This window comes from Cellulomonas terrae (genome assembly GCF_007990265.1).
Taxonomy (GTDB): domain Bacteria; phylum Actinomycetota; class Actinomycetes; order Actinomycetales; family Cellulomonadaceae; genus Cellulomonas; species Cellulomonas terrae.
Genome location: NZ_BJWH01000033.1, coordinates 1 through 24,682 on the forward strand (window position 1 = coordinate 1; position 24,682 = coordinate 24,682).

The window sequence follows — 24,682 nt, forward strand, 5'->3', positions numbered from 1 at the left end:
CCCGGAGCTGGTCGCTCCGGGCCCGCGTCGTCGTCGCTCCGGGGAGGCTCAGGCCCCGTCGGCGAGACCCGCCACCACGGCGGCGCGGCTCTGGTCCTCGCTCGCCAGGACGCCACCGTTGGCGACGATGTCGGGCGTGATCTCGGTGAACACCATGCGGACGTCCTGACGGCGGGCGCCGAGGAGCTCGACGGCGCTGTCGGCCACGGCCTGGGCGAAGGCGCGGCGCTGCTCCAGGGAGCGCCCCTTGAGGAGCTCGACGGTGATGTTGGGCATTGGTTCCCTCTCCTGCTGTTCTCGGGAGCGTGGTCCACATGCGCGACCATGGTTCGCTGATATGAACTCCATCCTAGGACTGTGAGCCTGCCGGTTCAACGGTGTGCACAGAGTTCACATACTTGACAATCGGTTCGGCCCGCTGCTTCAGTGGCCGAGCGCCGACGTGGCGCCGTGACGGCTCAACGACGAGATCGGACCGGGATGCAACGGGATGGCGTTCGGACGTCAGGGACGCGCAGGCTCACCGCGGGGCTGGTCGCCGTCGCGGCCGCCACGGCCGTGGTCGTCGGCGCGGCAACCCCCGCCGCCGCGCACATCACGATCACCCCCTCGACCACCGCGGCCGGGGCGTACGCCGTGCTGGAGGCGATCGTCCCCCACGGGTGCGCGGGCTCGTCGACCGTGGCCGTCACGATCCAGGTCCCGGAGCAGGTCAGCTCGGTCACGCCGACGCGGACCGCCCTGTGGGAGGTCGACAAGACGATGGAGACGCTCGACCCGGCGGTCACCGACAGCCACGGCCGGCAGATCACGGAACGGGTCGCCTCGGTGACCTTCCGCACCGACACCCCGCTGCCCGAGGGCTACCGCGACGTGCTCGAGCTCTCGCTGCTGCTGCCCGACCTGGAGGGGGAGACCCTCGTGTTCCCGACCATCCAGACGTGCGAGCAGGGCGAGGCGGCGTGGATCGAGGTCCCGGCGGACGGTCAGGCCGAGGAGGAGCTCGAGCTGCCGGCACCGGCGTTCGTCCTCACCGCCGCGGACGGCGGCGGGCACGACGGGCCCACCACGGTCGACGCCGACCAGGCCGCCGCGACCACCGGGGGCGGGACCGCGGGGGAGCCGGCCGCCGTCGACGCCTGGACCGTCGCGGCCCTCGTCGCGGGTCTGGCCGGCGCCACGCTCGGTGCCGCGGCGCTCGTGCTCCAGCGTCGCCGGACGTGAGGGGGCGCCGGCCGGCACGACTGCTGCTGGTGCTCGTCGGCCTCGCCGTCCTGCTGCTGGGACCGGCCGGCCCGGCGAGCGCCCACGCCACCCTGGTCAGCAGCGACCCGGTCGAGGGTGCCGTCCTCGACGCGGCCCCGGACCGGATCCGGCTCACGTTCGACGAGGCGGTCGCCGCGGTGCCGGACGGCGCCCAGGTGTTCGACGCCGAAGGGGCTCCCGTCGCGGCGTCGGCGGCCGCCACCGGGAAGGAGCTGACCGTCAGCCTGCCCGAGCGGGTCGGCCCCGGGACCTACGTGGTCGTCTGGCGCGTCGTGTCCGAGGACGGTCATCCCGTCAGCGGCTCGCTCACCTTCTCGGTCGGCGCCCCGAGCGTCGACGTGACACCCCCACCGAGCGGCTCGACGAGCACGACCGCCGCACCCCTGGCGCTGAGCGTGTCCCGCTGGCTCGGCTACGCGGGCCTGCTGCTCTCGACCGGGCTCGTCGCGTTCTGCCTCCTCGTCGTGCCCGCCGACCAGCTCACCGGGCCGGTCAGGCACCGCCTCGTCGCCGTCGCCCGCATCGCGGCCGGCGCCACCGTCGTGGCCTGGCTCGTGGGGCTGCCCCTGACAGTGATGTACCAGCTCGGTGCCGACGTGGGTTCCTTGACCAGCGGCGCCACCTGGGCCGGGGTGTCGACGGCCGAGTACGTCGTGACCGCCGCGGTCGTCCTCGGCACCGCGGCGGCGGTCGGGCTCCTCGGTCGCGGGACGTCCACCGGCCCGCGACGGTTCGCCTCCCTGACCGCCGGGGCGGTCGCGGTCGTGGCGCCGGCCTTCCTCGGCCACACGCGCGCGGCGACCCCCGAGGTGCTGGTGGTCGGCGCCGACATGCTGCACCTGCTCGCGGGCAGCATCTGGCTGGGGGGCCTCGTGGGCCTCGCGCTCACGCTGCGTGACCTCGCCGACCGCCCAGATGCCGCCGCGGTGGTGCTCGCCCGGTTCTCCGGCATCGCGGCGGGCGTCCTCGGGGCCCTCGTGGCGGCGGGCACCGTGCTGGCGTGGCGGATCGTCGGCTCCTGGGACGCCCTGGTGAGCACGGGCTACGGCCGGCTGCTCCTGGTGAAGGTGGCGTTCGCGCTGGTCGCCGTGGCCATCGCCGGCTGGAACCGGTACCGCCTGGTGCCCGCCCTGCGGGCGAGCAACCGCCAGCGCACGCGACGTGCGGGCGCCGACCTCGTGCGGCGCGCCGTCGTGGCGGAGGCCTCCGTGCTCGTCGTGGTGCTGGCGGTCACCGGGTTCCTCGTCGACCGGAGCCCGCAGGCGGAGGTGTCGGCGGTGAGCCGCGAGCGGAACAGCGTCCAGACCGCGACGCTGGGCGACGTCGCCGTGCTCGCCCGGCTCGCACCGCTGACCCCCGGCCCCAACGCCGTCACCCTCGAGCTGACCGACTCCTCCGGTGCACCCTTCGAGGGGTACGAGGCGCCGCGGGCGCGACTCGCCTCGGACGACGTCGACCTCGGTCCCGTGGAGCTCACGAACGTCGGCCCGGGAAGCTATGCCGCCGACGTCGTCGTCCCGTCTCCCGGCACCTGGCGTCTCCAGGTGTCACTGCGGACCAGCGAGTTCGACAACCCGGTGACGACCGTCGAGTTCCAGGTCGACGCACCCTGACGGGCGCTACGCCGGACTGCGCAGGCTCCGCGCGAGGCTGGGGATCATCACCGCCGCCGCGACGAGGTGCAGCCCCACGAGGGTGATGGTGGTGGCGACGTCGGCCCCGGCGATCACGGGCGGGACCAGCGACAACACGGTCAGCGTCACGGCCGTCTGCACGAACCGCCGGGCCGGGTGGGCGCTCCACCGCAGGAGTGCTGCGGCGATGACGACGCCCACGACGGAGAACATCCCGGTCACCGACGCGAACCCGGCCAGCGGGATCGTCGGGCCACCGTCGGGGACCTCGAAGTCGACGCCCAGCGCTCGGGCCGACGCGGCGCCGAGCGTGGTGGCGGCCATGGCGGCGACCGTGGCGAGGAGGCCGGTGCCGGCGAGCCGGCGGAGCCGGGACCCGTAGCGGGTCCGGCCCACGGCGACCTCGGTGTCCTTCACGGTGTCCATCTGCTGCTCCTTCGTCGGTTCCGGGTGCGTGGCAGTCCGGGCGGCTGGTCTCAGGCCCGGACCGAGAGGTCCTGGAGCCAGGCCTGCCAGGCCGGCTCCTCGCGCCGCACGTAGTCCGCGGCGTCGGCGGAGAACAGGTAGGCCCGGACGCCGGCCGTCGCGGTGCCGTCGCCCAGGCCCCAGGAGTAGAGCTCGAGCACGCCGGGCACCGGTGCCGTCAGGCGGACGAGCGCCTGCCGCTCGCCGACGTGCTCGACCGTGCCCGTCGCGCCGCGGACGTCGACGGTCGCACCCTCGTCGAGGCCCAGCGCCGTGTGGACGGCGGACCAGAGGGCGTCGGCGTCCCCGGGATGGGTGGCCGAGGCCTCCAGGGGGGTGGCCTCCTGGCCGGCGAAGTGCGCCAGGTAGAGGCGCAGCTTGTCGAAGTGCGGCAGCCAGCCGGGCTTGAGGGTCTCCCACCACTGCGACTCCCACGCGGCGCCCGTCCCGAAGCCGCTGCTGGTGACGCGCACGACGCACGTGCCGCCGGAATGCGCCTCGACGACGAACTCGCACGTCAGCGGGCTGAGCGCGTCCGGGTCCTTCCCCATGAGGTAGGCCCAGTCCTCCTCGTAGACGAGGCGGCGCGGCGGGTCCCAGCCGGTGACCTGGCCGATCGAGTCCATGTCGGGGCCCATGACGAAGCGCAGGGAGCCGCCCTCGCGCTCCTCGAGCTCGGTCGGCGTGAACCAGGCGCTCATGCCCTTGGCGGTGGCGATGGCCTCCCAGACCTGCTCGGGGGTGCCGGGGACCTCGACGCTGAACTCCAGGCGGTACGGGACGTCCGTGATCGTGCTCATGTCTCCTCCTCGGGGACGGGATGGGCCGCGACGACGAGCCGGTGCGGGCGCCCGTCGTCGTGGTGGTAGCGGGCGGCCAGGTCGAGCACCGCGGTGGTCAGGTCGTCGGCGAACGCGGCCCGGTCGGCGGCCGACCGGAACCCGATCTGCGTGTCGATCGTGAGCGTGGGCAGACGCCTGCCCGTCGCGCCTGCCCGGCGGGCCAGGGTGCCGACCTCGCGGACCAGCCGGCCCGCGAGCGCGACGAGGTAGGCCGCCGACAGGTGGTCGGCGTTGGCGTCCGGGTCGGCGGCCGACTCGCTGACGGCGGCCGGCGACACGACGTACGACGCCGCCGACGCCTGCAGCACGCGCTCGGTGATACCGCCGTGCCGACGTTCCTCGGACAGCTCGACCAGGCCGTGCGCCTCGAGCGACTTCAGGTAGTAGTTGACCTTCTGGCGTGTGATGCCGACCTGGGCGGCGAGCCCGGCGGCGGAGGCCGGGACGCTCAGCGCCCGCAGCAACCGCGCCCGGACCGGGTCCAGCGCGGCCGCGGCTGCCTCCGCGCTCTCGATGACCTCGACGTCCTGCATGCGCTCCACTGTGGCCCTGACAAGAAAAGTTGTCAAGAGCCGCGTCGGGGCCCGGGAGGGCGTCTGCGCGACCGGCCGCTCCTCAGGCGCGCAGCACCTGCACGCCGGTGCGCTCGAGCTCGGCGACGACCGGGTCGTGCTGGTCGGCGTCGCTGACGATCCCGGCGACCTCGTCGAGCCGCAGGACGGGGAACGGGGACGCCGCGCCGATCTTCTCCTCGCTGGCCATCACCCAGGTCTGCGCGGCCCGGCGCGCCAGGGTGCGCTTCATCGCCGCCTCGTCGGCGTCACCGGTGGTGAGGCCGGTGTCCGGCCGGACGCCGGTGACGCCGAGGAGGAACAGGTCGGCGGTGACCAGGGCGGCGGCCTCGGCGGTCGCGGCGCCGGAGGTCACGACGGAGTGCTTGAACAGCCGGCCGCCGAGGAGGAAGACCTCGGCCGGGTGGTCGACGAGCGCGACGGCGATCGTCGGGCTGTGGGTGATGACGGTGAGCCCGTCGTCGTGGGGCAGGGCACGGGCGACCTCGAGCGCGGTGGTGCCACCGTCGAGGATGAGGGTGCTGCCCGGCTGGACCAGCTGGAGGCAGGCGGCGGCGACGCGTTGCTTGCTGCTCGTCGCGATCTCCTGACGTCGCGCGTAGGTCGCCGCGGCCGGCGCGACCGGGATCGCCCCGCCGTACACACGCTGGCACAGCCCGGCGACGGCCAGCTCGCGCAGGTCCCGCCGGATCGTGTCCTCGGACGTGTCGAGCTCGGTGGCCAGGTCCTTGGCGACGAGCCGGCCGTCGGCACGGAGACGGTCGAGGAGGAGCTCCTTCCGTTGCGCTGCCAGCATGCACGATCCTCCATGTTTGTTCCGAGTAATGCATAGTATGCCCTATGACGACTCGCCCACTGATGATCCTGATCGCCGGCCCCTACCGCTCGGGGACCGGCGACGACCCCGACCTGATGGCCCGGAACCTGCGGCGGCTGGAGGAGGCGGCCTGGCCGATCTTCCGGGCCGGCCACGTCCCGATGATCGGAGAGTGGGTGGCGCTCCCGGTGCTGAGCAGCGCCGGTGCCGACGGTCCGCTGAGCCCGCTGGCGGAGCACGTGATGTACCCGACCGCCGAGCGGCTGCTCCAGCACTGCGACGCGGTCCTGCGCCTGGAGGGCGCGTCGAGGGGTGCGGACCAGGACGTCGCGATCGCGCAAGAACGCGGACTACCGGTCTACCACCGGGTGGAGGACGTGCCCGGTTTCGTTCCGGAGCAGGAGGTCGTGCTCACCCGATGAGAGCCGGGACGCGGCTCACGCCTTCACGGCGAGCACGGGGCAGCGGGCGTCGAGCAGGATGCGTTGGGCCGTCGATCCCATGAGGAGCTTCCCGACCGCCGAGCGGTGCCGGATGCCGATGACGAGCATCGACGCGTCGACCTCCTCGGTGATGTCGAGCAGGGCGTCGGTGACGTCCCGGACCACCGGTTGGCGCACCTCGGCGTCGACGCCGTGGGAGTCGAGGAGCGCGCGGATCGCGGCGAGCTCGGCGGCCCCGGCGAACCGGTCGTCCACGGGGGCGGTGCCGCTGGAGGCGTTGACGACGAGCAGCGGCTCGTCGTGGACCTGTGCCTCGTGCACGGCCCGCAGCAGGGCTGCCTGCCCTCGGGCATCGGGTGTCCAGCCCACGACGACGGTCATGACCGCACCTCTTCCTCGAGCTCCTCGACCTCGTCCTCCAGCCGTTCCGGGCCCTGCTTGCCGGGGATGAGCCGCAGGACGAGCGGCCCGAGCAGCAGAACCGCGATCACCACGTAGACGATCACGGCGACGGGCTCGCTCCACAGGGCCGACACGTCTCCCTGGGACAGCTGGAGCGCCTGGGTGAGCTGCTCCTCGAGCCGGGGGCCGAGGATGACGCCGACGATGAGCGGCAGCACCGGTAGCCCGAACCGCCGCATCGCGAACCCGAGCGCCCCGAACAGGCAGAGCAGCAGGACGTCGAACCTCTGGAAGTTCACGCTGTACGCGCCGAGGACCGCGAAGAACAGGATGCCCGCGTAGAGGTACGGCCGGGGGATGCGGAGCAGGCGCGCCCACAGCGGTGCGAGTGGCAGGTTGATGACGAGCAGGAGCGTGTTGGCGACGAACAGGCTGGCCAGCAACGTCCACACGAGCTCGGGCTCGGCCTCGAACAGCTGCGGGCCCGGCTGCAGCCCGTAGCTCTGCATCGCGGCGAGGATCACGGCCGCGGTGGCGGTGGTGGGCAGGCCGATGGCCAGCAGGGGGACGAGCGTGCCCGCCGCGGACGCGTTGTTGGCGGCCTCCGGCCCGGCGACGCCCTCGATCGCGCCCTTCCCGAACTCGGCCCGGTGCTCGCCGGCCAGCCGGCGCTCGGTGATGTACGACAGGAACGTCGGCAGCTCGGCCCCGCCGGCGGGCAGGGCCCCGAACGGGAACCCGTAGGCCGTGCCGCGCAGCCACGGCGCCCACGACCGTCGCCAGTCCTTCCGGTCCATCCAGGGACGCCCGACGGGGATGATCTCGAGCGGGCGTCGTCGCAGGTGCGCGGCGACCCAGAGCGCCTCGCCGACGGCGAAGATGGCGACCGCGACGACGACGATGTCGATGCCGTCGGCGAGCAACGGGTTGTCGAACGTGAGGCGCGCCTGGCCGGTGGACGTGCCGACGAGGCCGATGGCCAGGCCGAGCGCCAGCGAGCTGAAGCCCCGGAGCTTCGAGCTGCCCAGCACGGACGTCACCGCGACGAGCGCGAGGAGCATGAGCGCGAAGTACGAGGGTGCGCCCAGCACGACGACCCACTCAGCCACCGTCGGGGCGACCGCCACGAGCAGGATCGTCCCGATCGTGCCCGCGACGAACGACCCGATCGCGGCCGTGGCGAGCGCCTGCGCCGCGCGCCCCCGCTTCGCCATCTTGTTGCCCTCGAGGGCCGTGATGACCGAGGACGACTCACCGGGCGTGTTGAGCAGGATCGACGTCGTCGAGCCGCCGTACATGCCGCCGTAGTAGATGCCGGCGAACATGATGAGCGCGGCGCTGGGGGAGACGTTGTAGGTGACGGGCAGCAGGAGGGCGACCGTCATCGCGGGCCCGATCCCGGGCAGCACGCCCACCGCGGTGCCCAGGAGCACGCCGACGACCGCGTAGAGCAGGTTCTCGGGAGTGAGGGCCATGCTGAGGCCGGTGAGCAGGGCGTCCACTACAGGATCCCGTCCAGGACGCCCGCCGGGATGGGGATCCCCAGGCCGACGTAGAACCCGTACCACGACGTCACCGACAGGACGGTCCCGATGGCCAGGTTGCGTACCCAGTGCCGGTTGCCCAGCACTGTCGCCGCGCCGGCGAACAGCAGCGCGCCGACGATGGCCCAGCCGAGCCAGTCGATGAGGACGACGGTCGCGAGGAGCACTCCGGCGAGCCCGCCGAGGGTCCGCCAGTCGGTGGCCCGGTCGAGGTCGACGTCCTCGCCGGCCTCACCCTCGGCGCGGTCGCCGCGTGCGGTCGCGACGGCCAGCAGCACCGCGAGCACGACGAGGCCGGACCCGATCACGTACCCGAACGCCGCGGGTCCCACGACCTGGTCGGCGAAGCCGGGGTCCAGGCCCGCGGAGTCGACGACCGTCCACACCCCGACCAGCGCGAGGAACGCCGCGAGACCGTACTGCGCGCGGTCGGGACGGGGCCCAGCACGCTCGGCGGGCTCGGTCGGGTCGGGAGGGGTCGCGGCGGTCACAGCAGGCCGAGGTCCTTCAGGGTGCCGGCCACCCGCTCGTCCTGCTCCACGAGGAACTCCCCGAAGTCGTCACCGGTGCGGAACGCGTCCACCCAGCCGTTCGCCTCGAGCGCGTCCTGCCAGGCGGCCGTGGCGTGCATCTCCTCGAGCAGCGCGATGTGCTCGTCACGGACCGAGTCGGGGATGCCGGGTGGCGCGAGGACGCCCCGCCAGTTGGTGAAGACGAGGTCGATGCCGGACTCGACGAGCGTCGGGGCGTCGACGCCGTCGAGCCGCTCCTCGCCCGAGACCGCGAGCACGCGCAACGAGCCGTCCGCGAGCTGCCCCTCGAACTCACCCAGCCCGGACGTACCGACGTCGATCTTGGCGCCGAGCAGGGCCGTGGTCAGCGGCCCGCCGCCGTCGTACACGATGTAGTTGACCTCGGTCGGGTCGACGCCGACCGCGTCCGCGAGCTGCATGGGGAACAGGTGGTCCGGGCCGCCCGGGCTCGACCCGCCGCCGACCCGCACGCTGCCGGGGTCCGCTCGCCACGCCTCGACGAGGTCGTCGACGGTCCGGAACGGCGACGCAGCCGGGACGAGCAGGCCTTCCTGCTCCTCGATGAGCTGGGCGATCGGCGTCGCGCCGCTCACCCGTGCGTCCGACCCGTTCGTGTAGGTCGCGCCGACGACGCCCAGGCCCATGGTCATGAGCAGGTCCTGCGCACCCCGCTCGTTGACGAGCCGCTGCATCGCCACCGTGCCGCTCGCCCCGATGACGTTGCTGACCTCGAACCGCCCGGTCAGGCCCGCCGTCTCCATGACACGCGTCGCCGCACGGCCGGTCTGGTCGTACCCGCCGCCGGGGGAGTTGGGGATCATCATGCGCAGCCGGCGGTTCTCGCCTCCGTCGTCACCGCGTGTCACGCCGCAGCCGGTGAGCGCGAGGACACCGACGACGACCGCAGCCACGACGGCGCGGCACGTGCGCCCGCCGTGGAGGGCGCGCCCGCCGGTAGCACGCGCGCGTGCGCCGGACACTCCCATGCAGAACACCCCCTCGTGCCTGCTCCGATCCTCACCCATGTCGGCGTGGACGACATCTCGGGCGGGGGGAAGCGCCGGACGTGCGGGCTCGACGGGTCGACCCGACCCGCTCCTCGTCATCCGCAGGACGTGCCGCGAGGTAGCGCGAGCGCGAGCGTGGACGAAGTACTGGCCCGGACGGGTGGCTCGGGTCTACGGTCCGAAGTGTCCCGATTCGTCTCGTCAGTGGGGGCAGGCGAGAACTGATGGAGCTACCGCTTCTCCTCGCGGGTCCGCTCCTGCGTCGGGTGGACCCGGGGCTCGTCGCGGTCCAGGTGGTGCTGAGCGAAGCGGCCGACGTGCGGGTGCGGGTGTTCGAGGGCCGCGTCGCGTCCGACACCACCAACCCCCCGTTCGCGACGAGCGCTGACGCCCCGGACCCGAACGTCGCGCCGCCGCACCCCGGCGAGAAGACGCTGCGCATCGGCGAGCACCTGCACCTCGGCCTCGTCACCGTGCGGCTGCCCCCCGCGTCCGGGAAGGTCTTCCAGCCCGACCGGCTCTACTCGTACGACGTGACGATCACGGGCGCCCAGAACCGGACCGACCTGGCCGGGCTCGGGTTGCTCGGCACGCACACGGTCAGCGGGGTCGAGGTCGGACCTCTGGGCTACGCCGACCGGATGCTGCCGTCCTTCGCCCTGCCGCCGACCGAGCTGGACGACCTGCGGATCGCGTACGGGTCGTGCCGCCGCCCGGGGTACGACGACGGCGACGCCCTGGCGTGGCTGGACGAGTACCTGAACGAGCGGTTCGACGACCCGCGGGGACGGATCCACCAGCTGTTCCTCGGCGGCGACCAGATCTACGCCGACGACGTGGACTCGATCATGATGCTGCGGACCGCCGAGCTGGGCGTGGAGCTCATCGGCACCGACGGGGGAGTGCCCCTCGAGCGGGTGAAGGTCGGCCAGGTCCTGCGGCGCCCGGAGGCCACCGAGCCGAACCGTCTGGACCCTCGAGCCAGCTACACCCCCGAGACGCCGCAGCAGACCGAGGCGGCAGGCGACCTGCCGGCAGGCCCGCCGCAGTTCCCGGTCGGCGACCGGCTCCGGCTCACGCAGGTCAGCGCGCAGCTGACCAGCATCGACGGAGCGAACCACCTGATCTCGCTGGGCGAGTTCGCGGCGGCGTACGTCATGGCCTGGTCGCCGGCGGCCTGGGGTGAGGAGGTGCCCGGCGCCCGGCTCGTGACGCCCGCCGACCCGACCGGGTCGGCGCTGCGCTGGCTGGACACCCCCACGGGCGACCAGGACGTCGAGCTGCCCCCGGAGGTGTTCCCCGAGCGCGTCCCGCAGCACCTGTACTCCGACGCGGCGACCATCGCGCAGCGCGAGAAGGACAAGGTCGAGAAGGCCGCGCAGAAGTTCCGGGCCCGGCGCCGCAGCCACCGCGTGCACCGGGACTTCCTGCTCGGGCTCGGCCGGGTGCAGCGCGTGCTGGCCAACACCCCGACGTACATGATGTTCGACGACCACGACGTCACCGACGACTTCTTCCTCACCCCGATGTGGCGGCGCCGGGTGCAGGGGACCGCCCTCGGGCAGGTGATCCTGACCAACGGGATGCTCGCCTACGCGCTGTTCCAGGACTGGGGCAACGACCCACGCCGGTACGACCAGGTCACCACCCCCGAGCGTCCCGAGCTCGGCGGGCAGCTCCCGGGTGACCTGCTCGAGAAGGCGACGAAGCTGTTCCCTGGCACGACCCCCGGTCCTGACGCGACCACGTTCGCCGAGCTCGGCCGGATGTTCGGGCACGACCTCGACAACCAGCCGGTCGGAGACGGCCGGTTCGCGGCCGTGGACGCGCCGATGACGTGGCACTTCACGGTCGACGGCCCCAAGCACGTCGTGGTGGCGCTCGACAACCGGACCCGGCGCAGCTACGTCGCGGAGATCGGTCCGCCCGGCAACGTCGCGCCGGAGGCGCTCGTCGACCAGATCCCGCGGCCGCCCCTGCCCGCCGGGCGTGAGGTGCTGGTGGTGATCGCCCCGCTGCAGGTGATCGGGCCGCCGGTGATCGACGAGGTCGTCGCGAAGGCGATCTACCGCATCTTCGACCTGGTCACGGCAGGTGACCTCACCGACCCGGCGTCCGTCACGGGCAGCCGGCTCATGCCGGGCACGAACCCCGACTCCCTGGAGACCTGGGCGTTCGACCCCATCACGTTCGAGCACCTCCTGCTCCGGCTCGCGGAGCACCAGCGGGTCGTGGTGCTGTCGGGGGACGTGCACAACGCCGCGTCGAACGTGATGAGCTACTGGCGCGGGGACGCCGAGCAGCCGGCCCGGATCGCGCAGTTCACGTCCAGCGGGTTCAAGAACGTCATGCCCGTCTACCTGCGGGCGCTCGACCGCAGCGCGATGCTGCTGCAGGAGCTGCTGCGCGCGAAGCTCGGCGTGGAGCGCCTGGGCTGGACCCGGCCGGACGCCGACCTGGTGCTGCTGCCGGAGGGACGGACCGAGGCGGACCTGGTGGCGACCACCCGGGCGCGGCTGCTGCGCAGCCCGGTGCTGCTGGCGACGCACGGCTGGCTGGACGACAACCCCGAAGGCGAGGAGCCGCAGGAGCGGTTGACGTCGCGGCTCAACCCGGCGCGGCCGCCGGACTGGCGCTGGAGGGTCAGCCCGCTGATCGACGAGCGGCCCGACGCCGAGCGCCCGTCCCCGATCCGCGCACTGCCGCTCGACGACGCGGCGATCGAGGCGCAGCTCGCCGACCCGGCGACGGCCTTCCCGGCGATGCGGGCGGTCGCCGCCCGGCACCAGGCTGCGCTGGACCGGATGCGGAACACGCGGCAGATGATGTTCCGCTCGAACTTCGGGATCTGCCGGTTCGAGCAGGACGACGACGGCGTCGTGACGGCGGTCGGCGAGGTGTACACGTCGGCCCCCGACCCGGAGACCCAGCAACCCGTCCTCGGCCCGTACATGGTCCACCGGGCGTCGCTGGGCCCGCAGGCCGAGGACCGGCCCGAGGTGCTGCGGCAGGACGTGCTGAGCCGCGTGCCGGTCCCGGAGCCGCAGCCGTGAGCGCCGGGTCCGTCCTGCGGGGGCTGGCCGGCGAGGTCGTGGACTTCGTGACCTTCGTGGCGGACCTCCTCGGCCGGCCCGAGACGCGCAGCGCGGTCCTGAGCGACCTCGGTGCCGCACCGGACGCGGTGACCCAGAAGCTCGTCCTGCCGGCGGCGCCGCTCGCGGCGATCACGGAGTACCGCGCGCAGGTGGACGCGGACCTGCAGGCGGACATCGAGGCGCTCGGCAACCTCGCCCTGCTCCTCGGGGCGGTCATCGACCAGATCGAGGCCTGGGAGGGCACCGACTGGGAGGGGCGCGGCGACACGTTCGTGAACAGCCTGCTCGACCTGCTGGGCAGCACGTACGTGCGGCGGCGCTGGCCGAAGCTCTTCCTGGTGATGCAGGCGATGGCGATCACGTCCGAGCTCACCGGCTCGCTCGCGCCCGGCGAGGGCGCGGGCACCCGGTTCCTGAGCGGGTTCGGCACGATCTTCTCGTTCCTGTGGAACCCCGGGCGGACCCTCGACGACCTGGACGACACGCAGCCGGGCGCCGAGGGCAGCACGCTGAACACGGACCGGGACACGTCGTTCCTCGTCGTCGACGGGCTCATCCGCGGGATCGTCGCGGCGATCGCCGTCATCGACCAGACGAAGGACCACGAGGCCCTGAACGCCCTCGGGGACGTGATCGTCGGCTGGGACGCCGCGGCGCTCGACGTGGACTCGCCGGCCCGCCCGACCGCGGCGGACGTCCTGGCGAGCCGGATGGTCTCGCTCGCCCTGCGCCGCGACGGCGAGACCGACTCCGAGCAGCTGCGGGTCACCTGGATGTACCTGCCCCGGCGGCTGGGCACGCCCGCCCGGCCCCACCAGCTGTTCCTCGCGCTCGGCGGCACGCTCACCCTGGACCAGGTGCTCAACCCGGGGTCGGACGGCCCGACCTGGCGGTTCCGGGTGGACATCCGCAGCGACGCGGGCGCAGCGCTGCTCATCGGCGGCGAGGAGGGCGTGCAGGCCGACGCCGACGCGGCCACCTCGTCGGTGTCGGTGGGGTGGCGCGCCGAGCCCGACGAGACCGGGATCAGCTACGCCCTGCCCCGGGCGACCGGGTCCCGCGTGGAGCTCGGTGAGATCTCGGCCGTGCTCACCCTCAGCGCGACGGGTGCGCGGGTCCTCCTGCGGCTCGACCACTGCGCCCTGGTGATCGACTCGGCCGACAAGGACAGCTTCCTGCGCAAGCTCCTCGGCGGGCGGCCGGTCCGCAAGGTGTTCTCCCTCGGCCTGGGCTACGACGCCAGGGCCGGGTTCATCCACGAGCTGCACGTCCCGCCGACGGTCGACGCGACGGGTCCCGAGCCACCCTTCGACTCCTCCGGCCCGGCCGGCCCACCCGCGCTCGAGAAGACCCTGCCCCTGGGGGGCGGTGGGCTGCTCGGCATCAACGTGCACGAGGTGGTGCTGCGGCTCGCGGGGAACCGCGCCGACGAGCCGGAGACCGGCTGGGCGGTGGCCGTGGGCGCCCTGGTGTCGTTCAGCACCCAGCTCGGTCCCGTCTACGTCCGGGTGGACCGGCTGGGTCTGTTCGCCGCCGTCGACACCATGACGCCGTCGCAGGAGCGCAACCTGCGGCTCGTCGACGCCCACGTGGACGCGACCCGCCCGACGGGGATCGCGCTCGACCTGCGCACGGGACCCGTCAGTGGCGGCGGCACGATCCAGTTCGACCCGGCCACCGGGGACTACGTCGGCGCCCTGGTCCTGCGCGTCGGCAAGCGGGTCACCATCACGTGCGTCGGCCTGGCGTCGACGAAGGACCGCGAGGGCAACGACGTCACGTCGTTCCTCCTGATCGGCACCGTCGAGAACCTGGGCCTGAGCGCAGGCTTCATCACCTTCGACGGCTTCGGGCTGCTCTACGCCGCCGACCGGACCCTCGACGTCGCCGCGGTCCGCGCGGCCCTGCCCTCCGGCCGGCTCAAGCACGTGCTCTTCCCCGCCGACCCGGTGAAGCACCTGCCGGAGCTGGTCTCGGCGCTGCGGACGTTCTTCCCACCGCGCGAGGGCACCCACATCTACGGCTTCCTGGTGAAGATGACGTTCGGCAGCGGGCACCCGCTGCTGCGCGCCGACCTCGCCCTCATGCTCGAGCGGGACTCCGTCGCCGAGACGAGCCGCCTCCTCGTCCTCGGTCGGGTGTCCTCGGTCCTCCCGCAGGACACGAACCCGCTGGTCACGCTCAACCTCGACGTCGTGGGCGTGTTCGACCTCGACACCGGCTCCGCCGCCCTCGACGCGGTCCTCTACGACTCGAAGCTCTGCGGGCGCTTCGTGCTCACGGGTGCGGCGGCGTTCCGTCGCGAGCGCGGCCAGGGGTTCGCGCTCGCGGTCGGCGGGTTCAACCCCCGGTTCAGCCCGCCTGCGAGCTTCCCGGCGCTGCCGCGGGTCACGGTCGCCCTCACGACGGGAGACAACCCACGGCTCGTCATCGAGGCGTACCTCGCGATCACGACGAACACCCTGCAGTTCGGCGCGAAGGCGTCCCTGTACGCCGCGGCCTACGGCTTCAGCCTCGAGGGGTACATCGGGTTCGACGTGCTGGTCACCTTCTGGCCGCCGCACTTCATCGCCGACTTCGCCGCCGGGGTGCAGCTCAAGCGCGGCTCCCGGAACCTGTTCAAGATCGACGTCAAGGGCATGCTCGAAGGCCCGATCCCGCTCCGGGTCGCCGGGAAGGCCACGTTCGGCATCCTCTGGTGGGACTACACCGTCTCGTTCGACAAGACCCTGATCGGCGGGGGCGGGTCTGTGGTCACCGAGACCATCGACGTCGTCACCGAGCTGCTGGCCCGGCTGGGCGACCCACGCAGCTGGCTGACCGAGCTCCCGGCGTCGGCGTCCCAGGTGGCCGGCGTCCGGGGCACCCCGCGGACCGAGGGTCTGCTGCTGCACCCGCTGGGCCGGCTGGTGGTGCACCAGGGCTTCGTCCCCCTGAACACCGCACGCGAGATCGACCGCGTCGGCGGGTTCGTGCCGCGGGACGCGCGCCGGTTCGCGATCACCGACCCCCTGATCGGCGGGGCGACCCCCAGCGTGTCGCCCGTCGGGGACGAGTTCCCCGACAGCCAGTTCTTCGAGATGAGCGACGCCGAGCGGCTCGCCGCGCCGGGTGTCGTGGTGCGGGAGGCCGGGGTCTGCCTCGGCAGCGACCGGTACGCCTCCGACGCCTCGGCCGGCGTCGCGGAGCCGTTCCGCTACACCGAGATCGTCGTCGGCCCGGACGGCGTGCCCGTCGTGCTGCCCGACCCAACGCCGGCGGAGCCCGACCACCTGCGCGCGGGCCTGCGGCTGGCCGCGGCCGCGCGGGCCGCGACGCGCACCGCCGTCGCCGAGCGGTACGCCCAGGAGCGCGCGGACGCGCCACGCCTGGCGGGGATGGTGCGGTTCTGATGTCCGAGCCGAACCTGGTCTTCCTGCCGTGGGTCCGCCGCGGTGGTCCGCTCGACCTCCCGGAGGACCGGCGGGACGGGCACCCCGCGAGCCAGGCGTCCGCGACCGCCGAGGTGCGGGTCAACGGGGTCGGGCCCGCGACGGTCTCCGTCCGCCTGATGGGCCCCGGCGACGTCACCGTGCTGCCCCCGCAGCAGGTCATCCGCACCGACCCCGCCCCCGGGACACGCACGTTCGAGTCCAACTACCTGGCCCTCGTCGAGCTGGACGAGCCGGCCCTGCCCTGGTTGTTCACCCCGGCGAAGGCGGTCGACGGCAGGCTGCGACCCTGGATGTGCCTCGTCGTGGTGCGCGAGCAGCCGGGCGTGCAGCTCGCGCCCCCGACCCGCGGCTCGCTGCCGGTCCTGACCATCGGTGCCCCGGCCCGCCCGGAGGAGGAGCTGCCCGACCTCGACGACAGCTGGGCCTGGGCGCACGCGCAGCTCGCGACCGACGCGGCCATGACCGACGCGGCGCTGGCCGACGCGCTCGCCGCCGACCCGACCCGCAGCCTGTCCCGGCTGGTCAGCGGACGGCTGCTGGCGGAGCAGACCGAGTACCTCGCCTGCGTCGTGCCCACCTTCGAGGCGGGGCGGCGCACCGGCCTGGGCGACGACCCCGGCGACGCCCAGGGGCCCGCGTGGCGACGCGCCCCGGGCATGGCACCGGTCGAGCTGCCGGTCCTGCACCACTGGCGGTTCGCCACGGGCCCCGCCGGCGACTTCCAGTCGCTCGCGATGGCGATCCGTGGCCGCCCGGTCGCCGACGGCTTCGGCACCCGCGCGGTGGACCTGTCGACGTCGGGGCTGGAGATCCCCGGAGCCGACGACACCCAGGTGCTGCTGGCCGGCGCCCTGCTCGCGCTCGACGCACCCGCCGAGAGGTGGTCGGACCCGGCGATGGAGGGACGGTTCGCGACGGCCCTGGTCGACGTGCTCAACCTGCCCGACCAGGTGCCACCGAGCCACCCCCTGCTGGCGCCTCCGCGCTACGGCCAGGCGTACGCCGCGGCCCGGACGCTGGACCTGGCGACGACGACGCGCTGGTACGAGCAGCTCAACAGCGACCCGGGGCACCGCGTCGCGGCCGCCCTCGGGACCCTCGTGGTGCAGCAGCAGCAGGAGACGCTGGTGGCGGCGGCGTGGGACCAGTCGGCGGACCTGCACGCCGCGGGCCGGGTCTTCGGCCTCGCCACGCTCGGGCTCGCGCTCGCCGACAGCCTGCACCGGCGGCACGTGGTGCCGCTGCCGGCGGAGGACGGTCTCTTCGTGCTGGCGCCGCTGCGGGCGCGGCTCCTGGGGTCGCCGGCGACCGGGGGAGCGAGCTTCGCCCAGCAGTGGTCGCAGGCCCAGCTGCCCGACCGGGCGCTGAGCCCGGTGGTCCGCCGCGCGACCCGGGTCCGCGGGCCGGCCGTCCGACGCCTGGGCCGTGCCGGGTCGACCGCCCGGCTCGACATCCTCGACCGGATGGGGCCGATCTCGCGGATCAACCGCGACCTCACGATCCCGGCGGGTCCGCTGACGTTCGAGGCGGGTGGCGCGGCGCTCCCGAACCCGATGGCCCTGAGCTGGGCCCAGGTGAGCGCCGACGCCGTCCTGTCGGGCCTGCCGCGACCCGGGTTCGCGCTCGGCCCGATGCCCGCGCCGACCCCCCGTCCGGGTCCGCTGCCCCCGATCGGCGGCGGTGTGCTCGACGGCGGGGTGCTCGCCCCCGGGCGGTTCACCCGGGCCGGCCGGGACGCCCCGTTCGCGCTCCGTCGGCCGCGGGACCCGTTCGACCCCGACGACCCCGTCGACCCGGACCCCGACCCGGAGCCGGAGCCCGAGCCGGAGCCGGACCCGGACCCCCGGCCCCCGCGGCAGGACAACCAGGTGGCGGCCACGTTCCGGGCCGCCGCAGCGCGGCACCTGTCCGCGTTCCTGGCCGCCGCACCGCCCGCAGGGGCGTCGTTCGGCAGCCTTCCCACGGAGGCGATCTTCGCCGAGGCCCTGGCCCTGACCACCCCCGCCCGCACCTTCGGCGCGCGCGTGAGCGGCCTGCTCGAGGCGCCGGCACCCCCGGCAGCGGACGACCCGGTGCCGTCGCTGCGGTTCGCCCCCCGGTTCGACACCCCGATGTCCCGGTCGCTGGCCGAGCTCGGCCAGCACTGGCTGCTGCCCGGCCTGGACGGCGTCCCCGCGGACACGGCCCTCGGCCTGAGGACGAACGGGGAGTTCGTCGAGGCGTTCCTGGTCGGGCTCAACCACGAGCTCGGGCGCGAGCTGCTGTGGCGCGAGTTCCCGACGCCGATGACCGCGACCTTCTTCGACCGGTTCTGGGACGCGGCCGTGGCACCCGGGGCACCTCCGGACGTCGCGCCCCTGGACTCCTGGGGGGACCGGGCGCTCGGTGCTCCGACGGCCGTCGAGGACAGGTTCGTCCTGCTCCTGCGCAGCGAGCTCATCAAGCGCTTCCCGGACGCCCTGGTCTCCGCGACCAAGCCGGGCCCGCCGGTCGAGCGCCTGCTGCCGGTCTTCCGCGGCTCGATGGACCCCGACATCAGCTACTTCGGGTTCACCGTCCCGCTGGCCGACGCCGACGACTGGTCGATCGTCATCGCCGAGCAGCCCGGGGCCCCGCGCTTCGGCTTCGAGGTCGGCGAGGCTCCTGCCGGCGTCAGCCACGCCCCGGCGACGGAGGCCACGTCGGCGCGTCAGGCTGCCCGCCTCCGGCAGCTGCCCGCCCGGATCACCATCCCGGTGGCCGTGCTCCTGCGGGAGCCGACGCCATGACCGAGCCGCTCGACCTCGCCGTGCTCACGTCGGACACTCTCGCCGCCGACCCGCGGCTCACCGCGCAGGTGGGGGAGTCCCGGCACCCGCTGGTGCTGCTCCCCGTGCGCCTGGAGACGCGCTTCCGCTCGGGCGAGCTGCTCGTCCGGGTGTACCCCGACCAGCTGCACGTCGACGCCCACGACCCCCGGCTGTCCGTCGCCGAGGTCGCCGCGGGCGAGGAGTTCTGGCGCGCCCAGTGGCGCACGGGCACCGACCGCGAGCGGGCCCAGCGGGCGTACACGGCGCTGGCGGACCGCTACGGGCCGGGGCGGGCCGCCTGGGTGGTCCGGGCCACCACGCCCACCAACCCGCAGGCCCGCCCCGAGACCGCCGTCGCCGGCGACGTCCCCCTGACGTCCGAGCCGGTCTTCCCCGCCGTGACGCCCACCGAGCTGCGCAGCACCCCCGTCGCCCGCCTGCTGCCCAGCCGCTGGACGGCGACCGCCTACGCGCAGGGCGAGGTCGTGGCGGTCGCGACGGGACGGCCGGTCACGACGGACCTCGCCGTCGGCCCCGACCTGGCGTCGCCGCTCGTGGACGACGAGGACGACGACGAGGTGGCGGCCGTCGACGAGGCGATGAGCTGGCTCGTCGACTTCGACACCGCCGAGGAGGTCGGCATGGCCCTGCGGCTCCCCGTCTCCGGCCCGGTCGACCTGCTGCTCGTCACCGGGGTCCGCGAGGGGAGCACACCGGACGGCGTCGGCCCGCTCCTGGACGCCCAGCGCTACAGCGAGGGGCTGGCGTTCCTCCGCCCGGAGACGCTCACGAACAACACCGAGGACGAGGACGCAGGCTGGTCCAGCGCCACCCCGGGCTCCTGGCCACCGCCGGCGGGGCCTGCGGCGCCGGGGACGTCCGGTGCGCTCGCGGCGACCGCACTCGGGGCGGACCTCGGGCCGCTGCCGGCGGGCGAGTCGACGGACGACCTCCTGGCCGAGGCGATGAGCACGGTGCTGTGGCCGGTCACGTGGGGGTACTGGCTGCCACAGCTGGCGGGGGTCGGGCTCGCCGACGCGGACTGGGCCCGCGACCACGCGCGACGGTTCGTCCGGCCCGCCGGCCCGCTGCCGACGCTGCGGGTGGGCCGGCAGCCGTACGGGCTGTTGCCGGTGACCTCTGTCGGGCGGTTCACCGGTGACGCGCGACAGGACCGGCTGCGACGGGTGCTGACCGGCCTGGTCGACGGTGCCTGGCGACCCGCTCTCGCGCGGGCGCCGCGGGTCGGCCGCGGTGATGTCGCGGCCGACCTGGTCGACGTGCTGCGCCTCGGCGCGCGCTCCGACCGCGTGCGGGTGCGCCGGGCGTTCGGCGCCCGCTTCGCCGAGCACGTCCAGCTCCTCCTCGGCCGCAGCCTCGGCGGCGCCGGGTTCTGGGACGTCGCGGGGGACCGGGCGCTCCCGGTCGCCGCTGCGGCGGGTGTCGGCCTGCGACCCGGTGCCCTGACCGTGCACGACCCGGACAGCGCCGCGGTCACGGTGCCCCTGGTGGGCGAGCCGGGTGGACTGCGTGACCTGCTCACGGCCGACGTCGACCAGCTCGCCGCCGGCGGTGACGACCCGCCCCCCTCGCTGCTCGACGCGCTCGTCCGGCACGCGTGGCTCCGCGAGCACGTGACCGCGGCGGCCCGCCTGCTCGGACCCGAGGCACCCGACGTCACCGACGACGAGCTCGACGGCTTCGGCGTGGCCTCCACCGGGTGGCGGGCGCAGCGTGAGGCGCCCCTGCCGGACGGCGGCACGGTGCGCGAACGCCTGGCGGCCGGGACCGACCCGCACCTGATGGCGTTCCGCGCGGCCGTCGAGACGCTCGCGGCGGCCGACGCCCACGTCCTGGAACGGCACCTGCTCGGCACGCTGGACGCCGCGACGTACCGCCTCGACGCGTGGGCGACGTCGCTCGCGACCCGCCGGCTGGCCGAGCTCCGTGCGGCCGAGCAGCAGGGCTCCCTCGTCGGGGGCTACGGCTGGTCCGAGCGGCTGGCCCCGTCCACCGCCGACGTGCTCACCGAGACCCCGCCCGGCGAGCCCGGTCCGCTGCTGTCCGCCGTCGACGACCCCGGGTTCCTGCACGCACCGTCGATCCACCAGGCGCAGGTGTCCGCCCTGCTGCGCAACGCCCACCTCGCGCACGGTGGCGGCCAGGACACCCCGTTCGCGGTCAGCCTCACCTCCGAGCGGGTCCGGCTGGCGAGGACGGTGTTCGACGGGGTCCGCGCCGGGCGCTCCGTCAACGTGGTGCTCGGCTACCTGGTCGAGCGGGACCTGCACGAGCACGGGCTGGACGAGGCCATCGACAACGCGCGCGAGGTGTCGCCCCTGCCCGGCGAGGAGCACCTGCCGCCGGCGGCGCGACGGCTCGACGGGCTGAGCCTGCACCGGCTCTGGGCGCAGAGCGAGGACCACGCCGTCGACCATCTCGTCGGCGGGGACCCGAGCGACGCGGACCGCGCGGCGGCGGAGGCGGTCCTGCGTCGGCTCGGTGCCACGGTCGACGCCGCCGCGGACCTCCTCCAGGCGGAGCAGGTGCACCAGTTCGCCCTGGGCGACCTGGACCGGGCCGTGAGCTCGGTGACGGACTTCGACCGCGGGCTCGCCGCCCCGGCGACCCTGGACGTCGTGCAGACCCCGCGCACGGGCGTCGGCGTCACGCACCGGGTGGGGATCCTGCTCGACCCGGTAGCGACCACGACCGGGGGATGGGCGGGACCGGACCGGTCTGCGTACGCCGCGGCCGAGCCGGGGCTGGACGCGTGGCTCGCCCGGATGCTCGGCGCCGCCACCGGACGGACCGTGACCGTCCGGGACGCGGCGGGCGAGCTGCTGGTGCCGGTGGCGCTGACGGAGCTGGGGGTGTCGGCGAGCGACGTCGTGCGGATGGCGGGTGCGGGGGAGCACGGGCTGGCGGAGCTCGCGGCTCGCGCGGCGGTGGCCTCCGGCGCCGACCTGCTGCGACCCGTCGTCGTCCTCGACGGCCCGCTCCTGGACCTCCTGGAGGTGGGCCGCTCGCTGTCCGTCCTGCTGGGTGCGGCCACGCCGATGGACGGCGGGACCCTGCAGCCGCCGCACGCGGACGCCGAGCCCGGGGTCGACGTCGCCGAGCTCGACGCCCGCGCAGCCGCAGCGCGGGCGACCGTGCAGGAGGCGGTCGGGGCGCTGGAGGACCCGGCACGGCTGCGGGAGGCCGTGGCGACGAGCTGGTCGCTCGGCGTGGGCGAAGCCGCCGTGCCCGTCGACACCACCGAGGCCGGCTGGACGGCCGCCGCCGCCCGGGCCCGCGACCAGCTGCGGGCCCGGCTCGTCGAGGCGGACGCCGTCCAGGCGGACCCGTCGGCTGCGCCCTGGACACCCGCCCTCGGGCGGCTCCGCGCGCTGCTCGGGCCGGGCGTCGTGGCGCTGCCGCGGTTCGTCCCGCCGACCACGGCCGACCTGGTCGCGTCGCGGGACGACCCTGCCGTGGTGGGAGGGGACGCGCTCGCGGCGGAGGTCTGGCTGACCCGGATGGAGCGGGTCCGTGAGCCGGTGGGGCGGCTGGGGATCGCCCTGCGCGAGGCGGAGGCGCTCGGCGGGCCCCCGCTCGCCCTCGGCGTCGCACAGGTGCCGTACCGGCCGGGCGACGTGTGGAACGCCCTGCCCGCCGACCACCACGTGGACGGCGCCGTCTCGCTCGCGCTGTCCGGCGCCGAGCTCGTCGGTCCGGGCCGCGAGGTCGCCGGGCTGCTGGTCGACGAGTGGACGGAGGTGATCCCGTCCGCGACCGAGACCACGGGCGTCGCGTTCCGGTACGACCCGCCGGACCTCATGGCCCCGCAGGCGATCCTGCTGGCGGTGCCGCCCGTCGTGGGCGAGCCCTGGACGCTCGGCTCCCTCAACCAGGTGCTGATCGAGACCCTCGAGCAGGTGCACCTGCGCGCCGTCCCGCCGGCGGCGCTCGGCGCGGTGCGGCAGTACCTGCCGGCCACCGTGCTCGCGTTCAACGCCGACCGGGACGCCGTGTCCACCAACCCGAACGCCCTGACCCCGCCGAGGGTGGACTGACATGGCCTCGATCACCACGTTCTCGCGGCTGGAGCCCGAACCGCAGCGGCCCGACGTCATCGACGGCGCCGCAGCGCCCGTGCAGGACCCGATGTGGCTGCTGGCCCGGCAGTGGCAGCTCGGCGAGTTCGCCGGGCACGACGGCGGCACCCCCGTGCTGGCGCGGTGGCGCGGGGTGGCCGCGCTGCCCACCCGCTTCGTGGCCGGTCCGATCCCGCCGAACACCCCGATGCAGGCGCCGCGGTTCGACGCGACGGCGGCTCCGCTCGAGACGCTCCTCGAGCGCGCCGGGAGCCCGCTGCCGTCGACGGCAGGCTCCGGGGAGGGGGTGCGCCTCGCCGTCGACACCGGGCGGCTGTTCCTGCGCGTCCTGGCCCAGCAGAGCACGTCCCGCGACTACGGACCCGACGTCGTGCGTGCGTTCGCGGTGCCCGAGCCGACGCCGGAGGTGCTGGCGACCCTGGACCCCGCGACGGCCGCCTACGCGCGGCTGCACGCCGGGCGCAGCCTGGACGGTCGGCGCCTCCGGGGCGAGCTGCAGGGACGCGACCTCCTTCGCCTGGGCGTCGACGTCGCCCAGGGCGACCGGGCCGAGCTGCGGGCGGCGGGCGCCGACTGGCTGCGGCTGGTCGCGGGCCTGTTCGCCGACGCCGCCCCCGACGCGACGAGCTGGCAGCCCGCCCGGTTCGAGCACACGGCGTCGTTCGCCGGCCGGATGTCCGCCGAGCCGACGAGCGAGACGACCCTGACCGCGCACCGCTACGACAGCGACACCCTCGACTGGTACGAGCTCGACGTGAACGGCGAGGTGAACCTCGGGACCACGCCCGCGGAGGCCGGCCAGGCGGTCACGCGGACGGTGATGCCGGCGCCGGTGACCGCGCCGGGCCTGCCCGCGCGCCGGTTCTGGGAGCTCGAGGACGGCCGGCTCAACCTCGCCGCCCTCCGGCCGGCGGAGACGGACCTGGGCCAGCTGCTCCTGATCGAGACCCTCTCCGGGTTCGGCAACGACTGGTTCGTCATCGGCGTGGACCTGCCCGTCGGGCACCTCGTGTCCGCGACGTCGCTCGTGGTCACGGACACCTTCGGTGCCCGCACGCTGCTGCGGCCGCACGGCGACCACCGGCTCGGAGCCACCGTCCGGTGGGGCCTCTTCCAGCACGCGATGCCGGTCGACCACGACCAGCCGGAGGGCGTCCCGATCACCAACCTGCTCTACCTCGCCCCCCGGCTCGCCCAGCCCGTCGTGGGGCCGGTGGTGGAGCAGGTCGTGCTGGCCCGCGACGAGCAGGCGAACCTCGGCTGGGCGGTCGAGCAGGTGAAGGAGTCGCCGCTGCAGGTCGGGGTCGAGCTGTCGGCCGCCCGACCGCCCGAGCCGCCCGGTGACCCCGACGTCGCGCCCGACTACCACCTGGCACAGGCGCCGCCGCCGCACTGGATCCCGCTGCTCCCGGTCCGCGTCGACGGCACGGAGCAGGTCGCGCTGGCCCGGGGGTCGGTGCTCGACCTGTCCGGTGGCCGCCGCGTCGTCAGCAGCGTGACCGCCCTGCTCGGCGGCGGCCCCGACGGCGCGCTCCTCATCCCGGAGGAGGAGGTGCCCAGCGGCGGGATCGTCGTGCAGCGGTCGTACCAGTCGGCCCGCTGGGTGGACGGGTCGCTGCACGTGTGGGCCGCGCACCGGACGCGGGTGAGCACCGGTCTGCCCCCCAGCGGGGTGCGGTACGACTACCTGGTGGAGTAGCCCGGTCCGTGCCCGACCGTCACCTGCACGGACGGTCGGG

At 74.6% G+C, this 24,682-nt stretch carries 17 protein-coding genes; 8 read left to right on the top strand and 9 right to left on the bottom strand.

The window, feature by feature from the left end:
• Positions 1 to 48 precede the first annotated feature (48 nt).
• A complete protein-coding gene (locus CTE05_RS19305; protein ID WP_146847924.1) occupies positions 49 to 276 on the bottom strand; it encodes a tautomerase family protein in 228 nt (75 codons plus the stop codon).
• 204 nt (positions 277 to 480) lie between these two features.
• Between CTE05_RS19305 and CTE05_RS19310 the strand changes: the two genes are divergently transcribed.
• Positions 481 to 1,224 (top strand): YcnI family copper-binding membrane protein, encoded by a 744-nt coding sequence (locus CTE05_RS19310; RefSeq protein WP_146847925.1) that lies wholly within the window; start codon positions 481 to 483, stop codon positions 1,222 to 1,224.
• On the top strand, positions 1,221 to 2,879 hold the full coding sequence (locus CTE05_RS19315; RefSeq protein ID WP_222595522.1) for a copper resistance CopC/CopD family protein: 1,659 nt from the start codon (positions 1,221 to 1,223) through the stop codon (positions 2,877 to 2,879). The genes CTE05_RS19310 and CTE05_RS19315 overlap by 4 nt, the downstream gene beginning before the upstream one ends.
• A 6-nt stretch (positions 2,880 to 2,885) precedes the next feature.
• Here CTE05_RS19315 and CTE05_RS19320 read toward each other — a convergent pair whose 3' ends face one another.
• The 4 genes from CTE05_RS19320 to CTE05_RS19335 all read right to left on the bottom strand — a co-directional run bounded on the left by CTE05_RS19320 (position 2,886) and on the right by CTE05_RS19335 (position 5,575).
• Positions 2,886 to 3,326 (bottom strand): DUF6069 family protein, encoded by a 441-nt coding sequence (locus CTE05_RS19320; RefSeq protein ID WP_146847926.1) that lies wholly within the window; start codon positions 3,324 to 3,326, stop codon positions 2,886 to 2,888.
• Positions 3,327 to 3,376: 50 nt separating this feature from the next.
• Positions 3,377 to 4,165: an SRPBCC domain-containing protein gene (locus tag CTE05_RS19325; RefSeq protein ID WP_146847927.1), complete on the bottom strand. Its 789-nt coding sequence runs from the start codon at positions 4,163 to 4,165 to the stop codon at positions 3,377 to 3,379.
• The gene (locus tag CTE05_RS19330) at positions 4,162 to 4,740 is read right to left on the bottom strand and encodes a winged helix-turn-helix domain-containing protein (RefSeq protein WP_146847928.1); all 579 of its coding nucleotides are present in this window, start codon (positions 4,738 to 4,740) and stop codon (positions 4,162 to 4,164) included. Before CTE05_RS19330 ends, CTE05_RS19325 begins: the two co-directional genes overlap by 4 nt.
• 82 nt (positions 4,741 to 4,822) lie before the next feature.
• On the bottom strand, positions 4,823 to 5,575 hold the full coding sequence (locus tag CTE05_RS19335) for a DeoR/GlpR family DNA-binding transcription regulator (RefSeq protein ID WP_146847929.1): 753 nt from the start codon (positions 5,573 to 5,575) through the stop codon (positions 4,823 to 4,825).
• 44 nt (positions 5,576 to 5,619) lie between these two features.
• Here CTE05_RS19335 and CTE05_RS19340 point away from each other — a divergent pair, with 44 nt between their 5' ends.
• Positions 5,620 to 6,018 (top strand): DUF4406 domain-containing protein, encoded by a 399-nt coding sequence (locus CTE05_RS19340; protein ID WP_246123764.1) that lies wholly within the window; start codon positions 5,620 to 5,622, stop codon positions 6,016 to 6,018.
• A gap of 15 nt (positions 6,019 to 6,033) precedes the next feature.
• Here the strand turns inward: CTE05_RS19340 and CTE05_RS19345 are convergent, their stop codons facing one another.
• Genes CTE05_RS19345 through CTE05_RS19360 form a run of 4 tightly spaced genes read right to left on the bottom strand, consistent with a single transcriptional unit; the run spans position 6,034 to position 9,504 of the window.
• Positions 6,034 to 6,420, bottom strand: a complete 387-nt coding sequence (locus CTE05_RS19345) for a universal stress protein (protein ID WP_146847930.1) — start codon at positions 6,418 to 6,420, stop codon at positions 6,034 to 6,036.
• Positions 6,417 to 7,916, bottom strand: coding sequence for a tripartite tricarboxylate transporter permease (locus CTE05_RS19350; protein WP_146847940.1), 1,500 nt, complete (start codon positions 7,914 to 7,916; stop codon positions 6,417 to 6,419). The genes CTE05_RS19345 and CTE05_RS19350 overlap by 4 nt, the downstream gene beginning before the upstream one ends.
• Positions 7,917 to 7,942: 26 nt before the next feature.
• On the bottom strand, positions 7,943 to 8,476 hold the full coding sequence (locus CTE05_RS19355) for a tripartite tricarboxylate transporter TctB family protein (protein WP_146847931.1): 534 nt from the start codon (positions 8,474 to 8,476) through the stop codon (positions 7,943 to 7,945).
• Positions 8,473 to 9,504 (bottom strand): Bug family tripartite tricarboxylate transporter substrate binding protein, encoded by a 1,032-nt coding sequence (locus CTE05_RS19360; protein WP_146847932.1) that lies wholly within the window; start codon positions 9,502 to 9,504, stop codon positions 8,473 to 8,475. Before CTE05_RS19360 ends, CTE05_RS19355 begins: the two co-directional genes overlap by 4 nt.
• A gap of 245 nt (positions 9,505 to 9,749) precedes the next feature.
• On the opposite strand from CTE05_RS19360, the gene CTE05_RS19365 reads away from it, so the two are divergent.
• Genes CTE05_RS19365 through CTE05_RS19385 form a run of 5 tightly spaced genes read left to right on the top strand, consistent with a single transcriptional unit; the run spans position 9,750 to position 24,642 of the window.
• Positions 9,750 to 12,578 carry a metallophosphoesterase family protein gene (locus CTE05_RS19365; protein ID WP_146847933.1) on the top strand — a complete coding sequence of 943 codons (2,829 nt, stop codon included), beginning with the start codon at positions 9,750 to 9,752 and terminating at the stop codon, positions 12,576 to 12,578.
• The gene (locus CTE05_RS19370; protein ID WP_146847934.1) at positions 12,575 to 16,012 is read left to right on the top strand and encodes a DUF6603 domain-containing protein; all 3,438 of its coding nucleotides are present in this window, start codon (positions 12,575 to 12,577) and stop codon (positions 16,010 to 16,012) included. Before CTE05_RS19365 ends, CTE05_RS19370 begins: the two co-directional genes overlap by 4 nt.
• Entirely contained in the window at positions 16,012 to 18,822 is a 2,811-nt protein-coding gene (locus CTE05_RS19375) for a hypothetical protein (protein ID WP_146847935.1), read from the top strand. The genes CTE05_RS19370 and CTE05_RS19375 overlap by 1 nt, the downstream gene beginning before the upstream one ends.
• The gene (locus tag CTE05_RS19380; protein ID WP_146847936.1) at positions 18,819 to 22,901 is read left to right on the top strand and encodes a hypothetical protein; all 4,083 of its coding nucleotides are present in this window, start codon (positions 18,819 to 18,821) and stop codon (positions 22,899 to 22,901) included. The genes CTE05_RS19375 and CTE05_RS19380 overlap by 4 nt, the downstream gene beginning before the upstream one ends.
• Before the next feature lies 1 nt (position 22,902).
• Positions 22,903 to 24,642: a hypothetical protein gene (locus CTE05_RS19385; RefSeq protein ID WP_146847937.1), complete on the top strand. Its 1,740-nt coding sequence runs from the start codon at positions 22,903 to 22,905 to the stop codon at positions 24,640 to 24,642.
• Positions 24,643 to 24,682 lie beyond the last annotated feature (40 nt).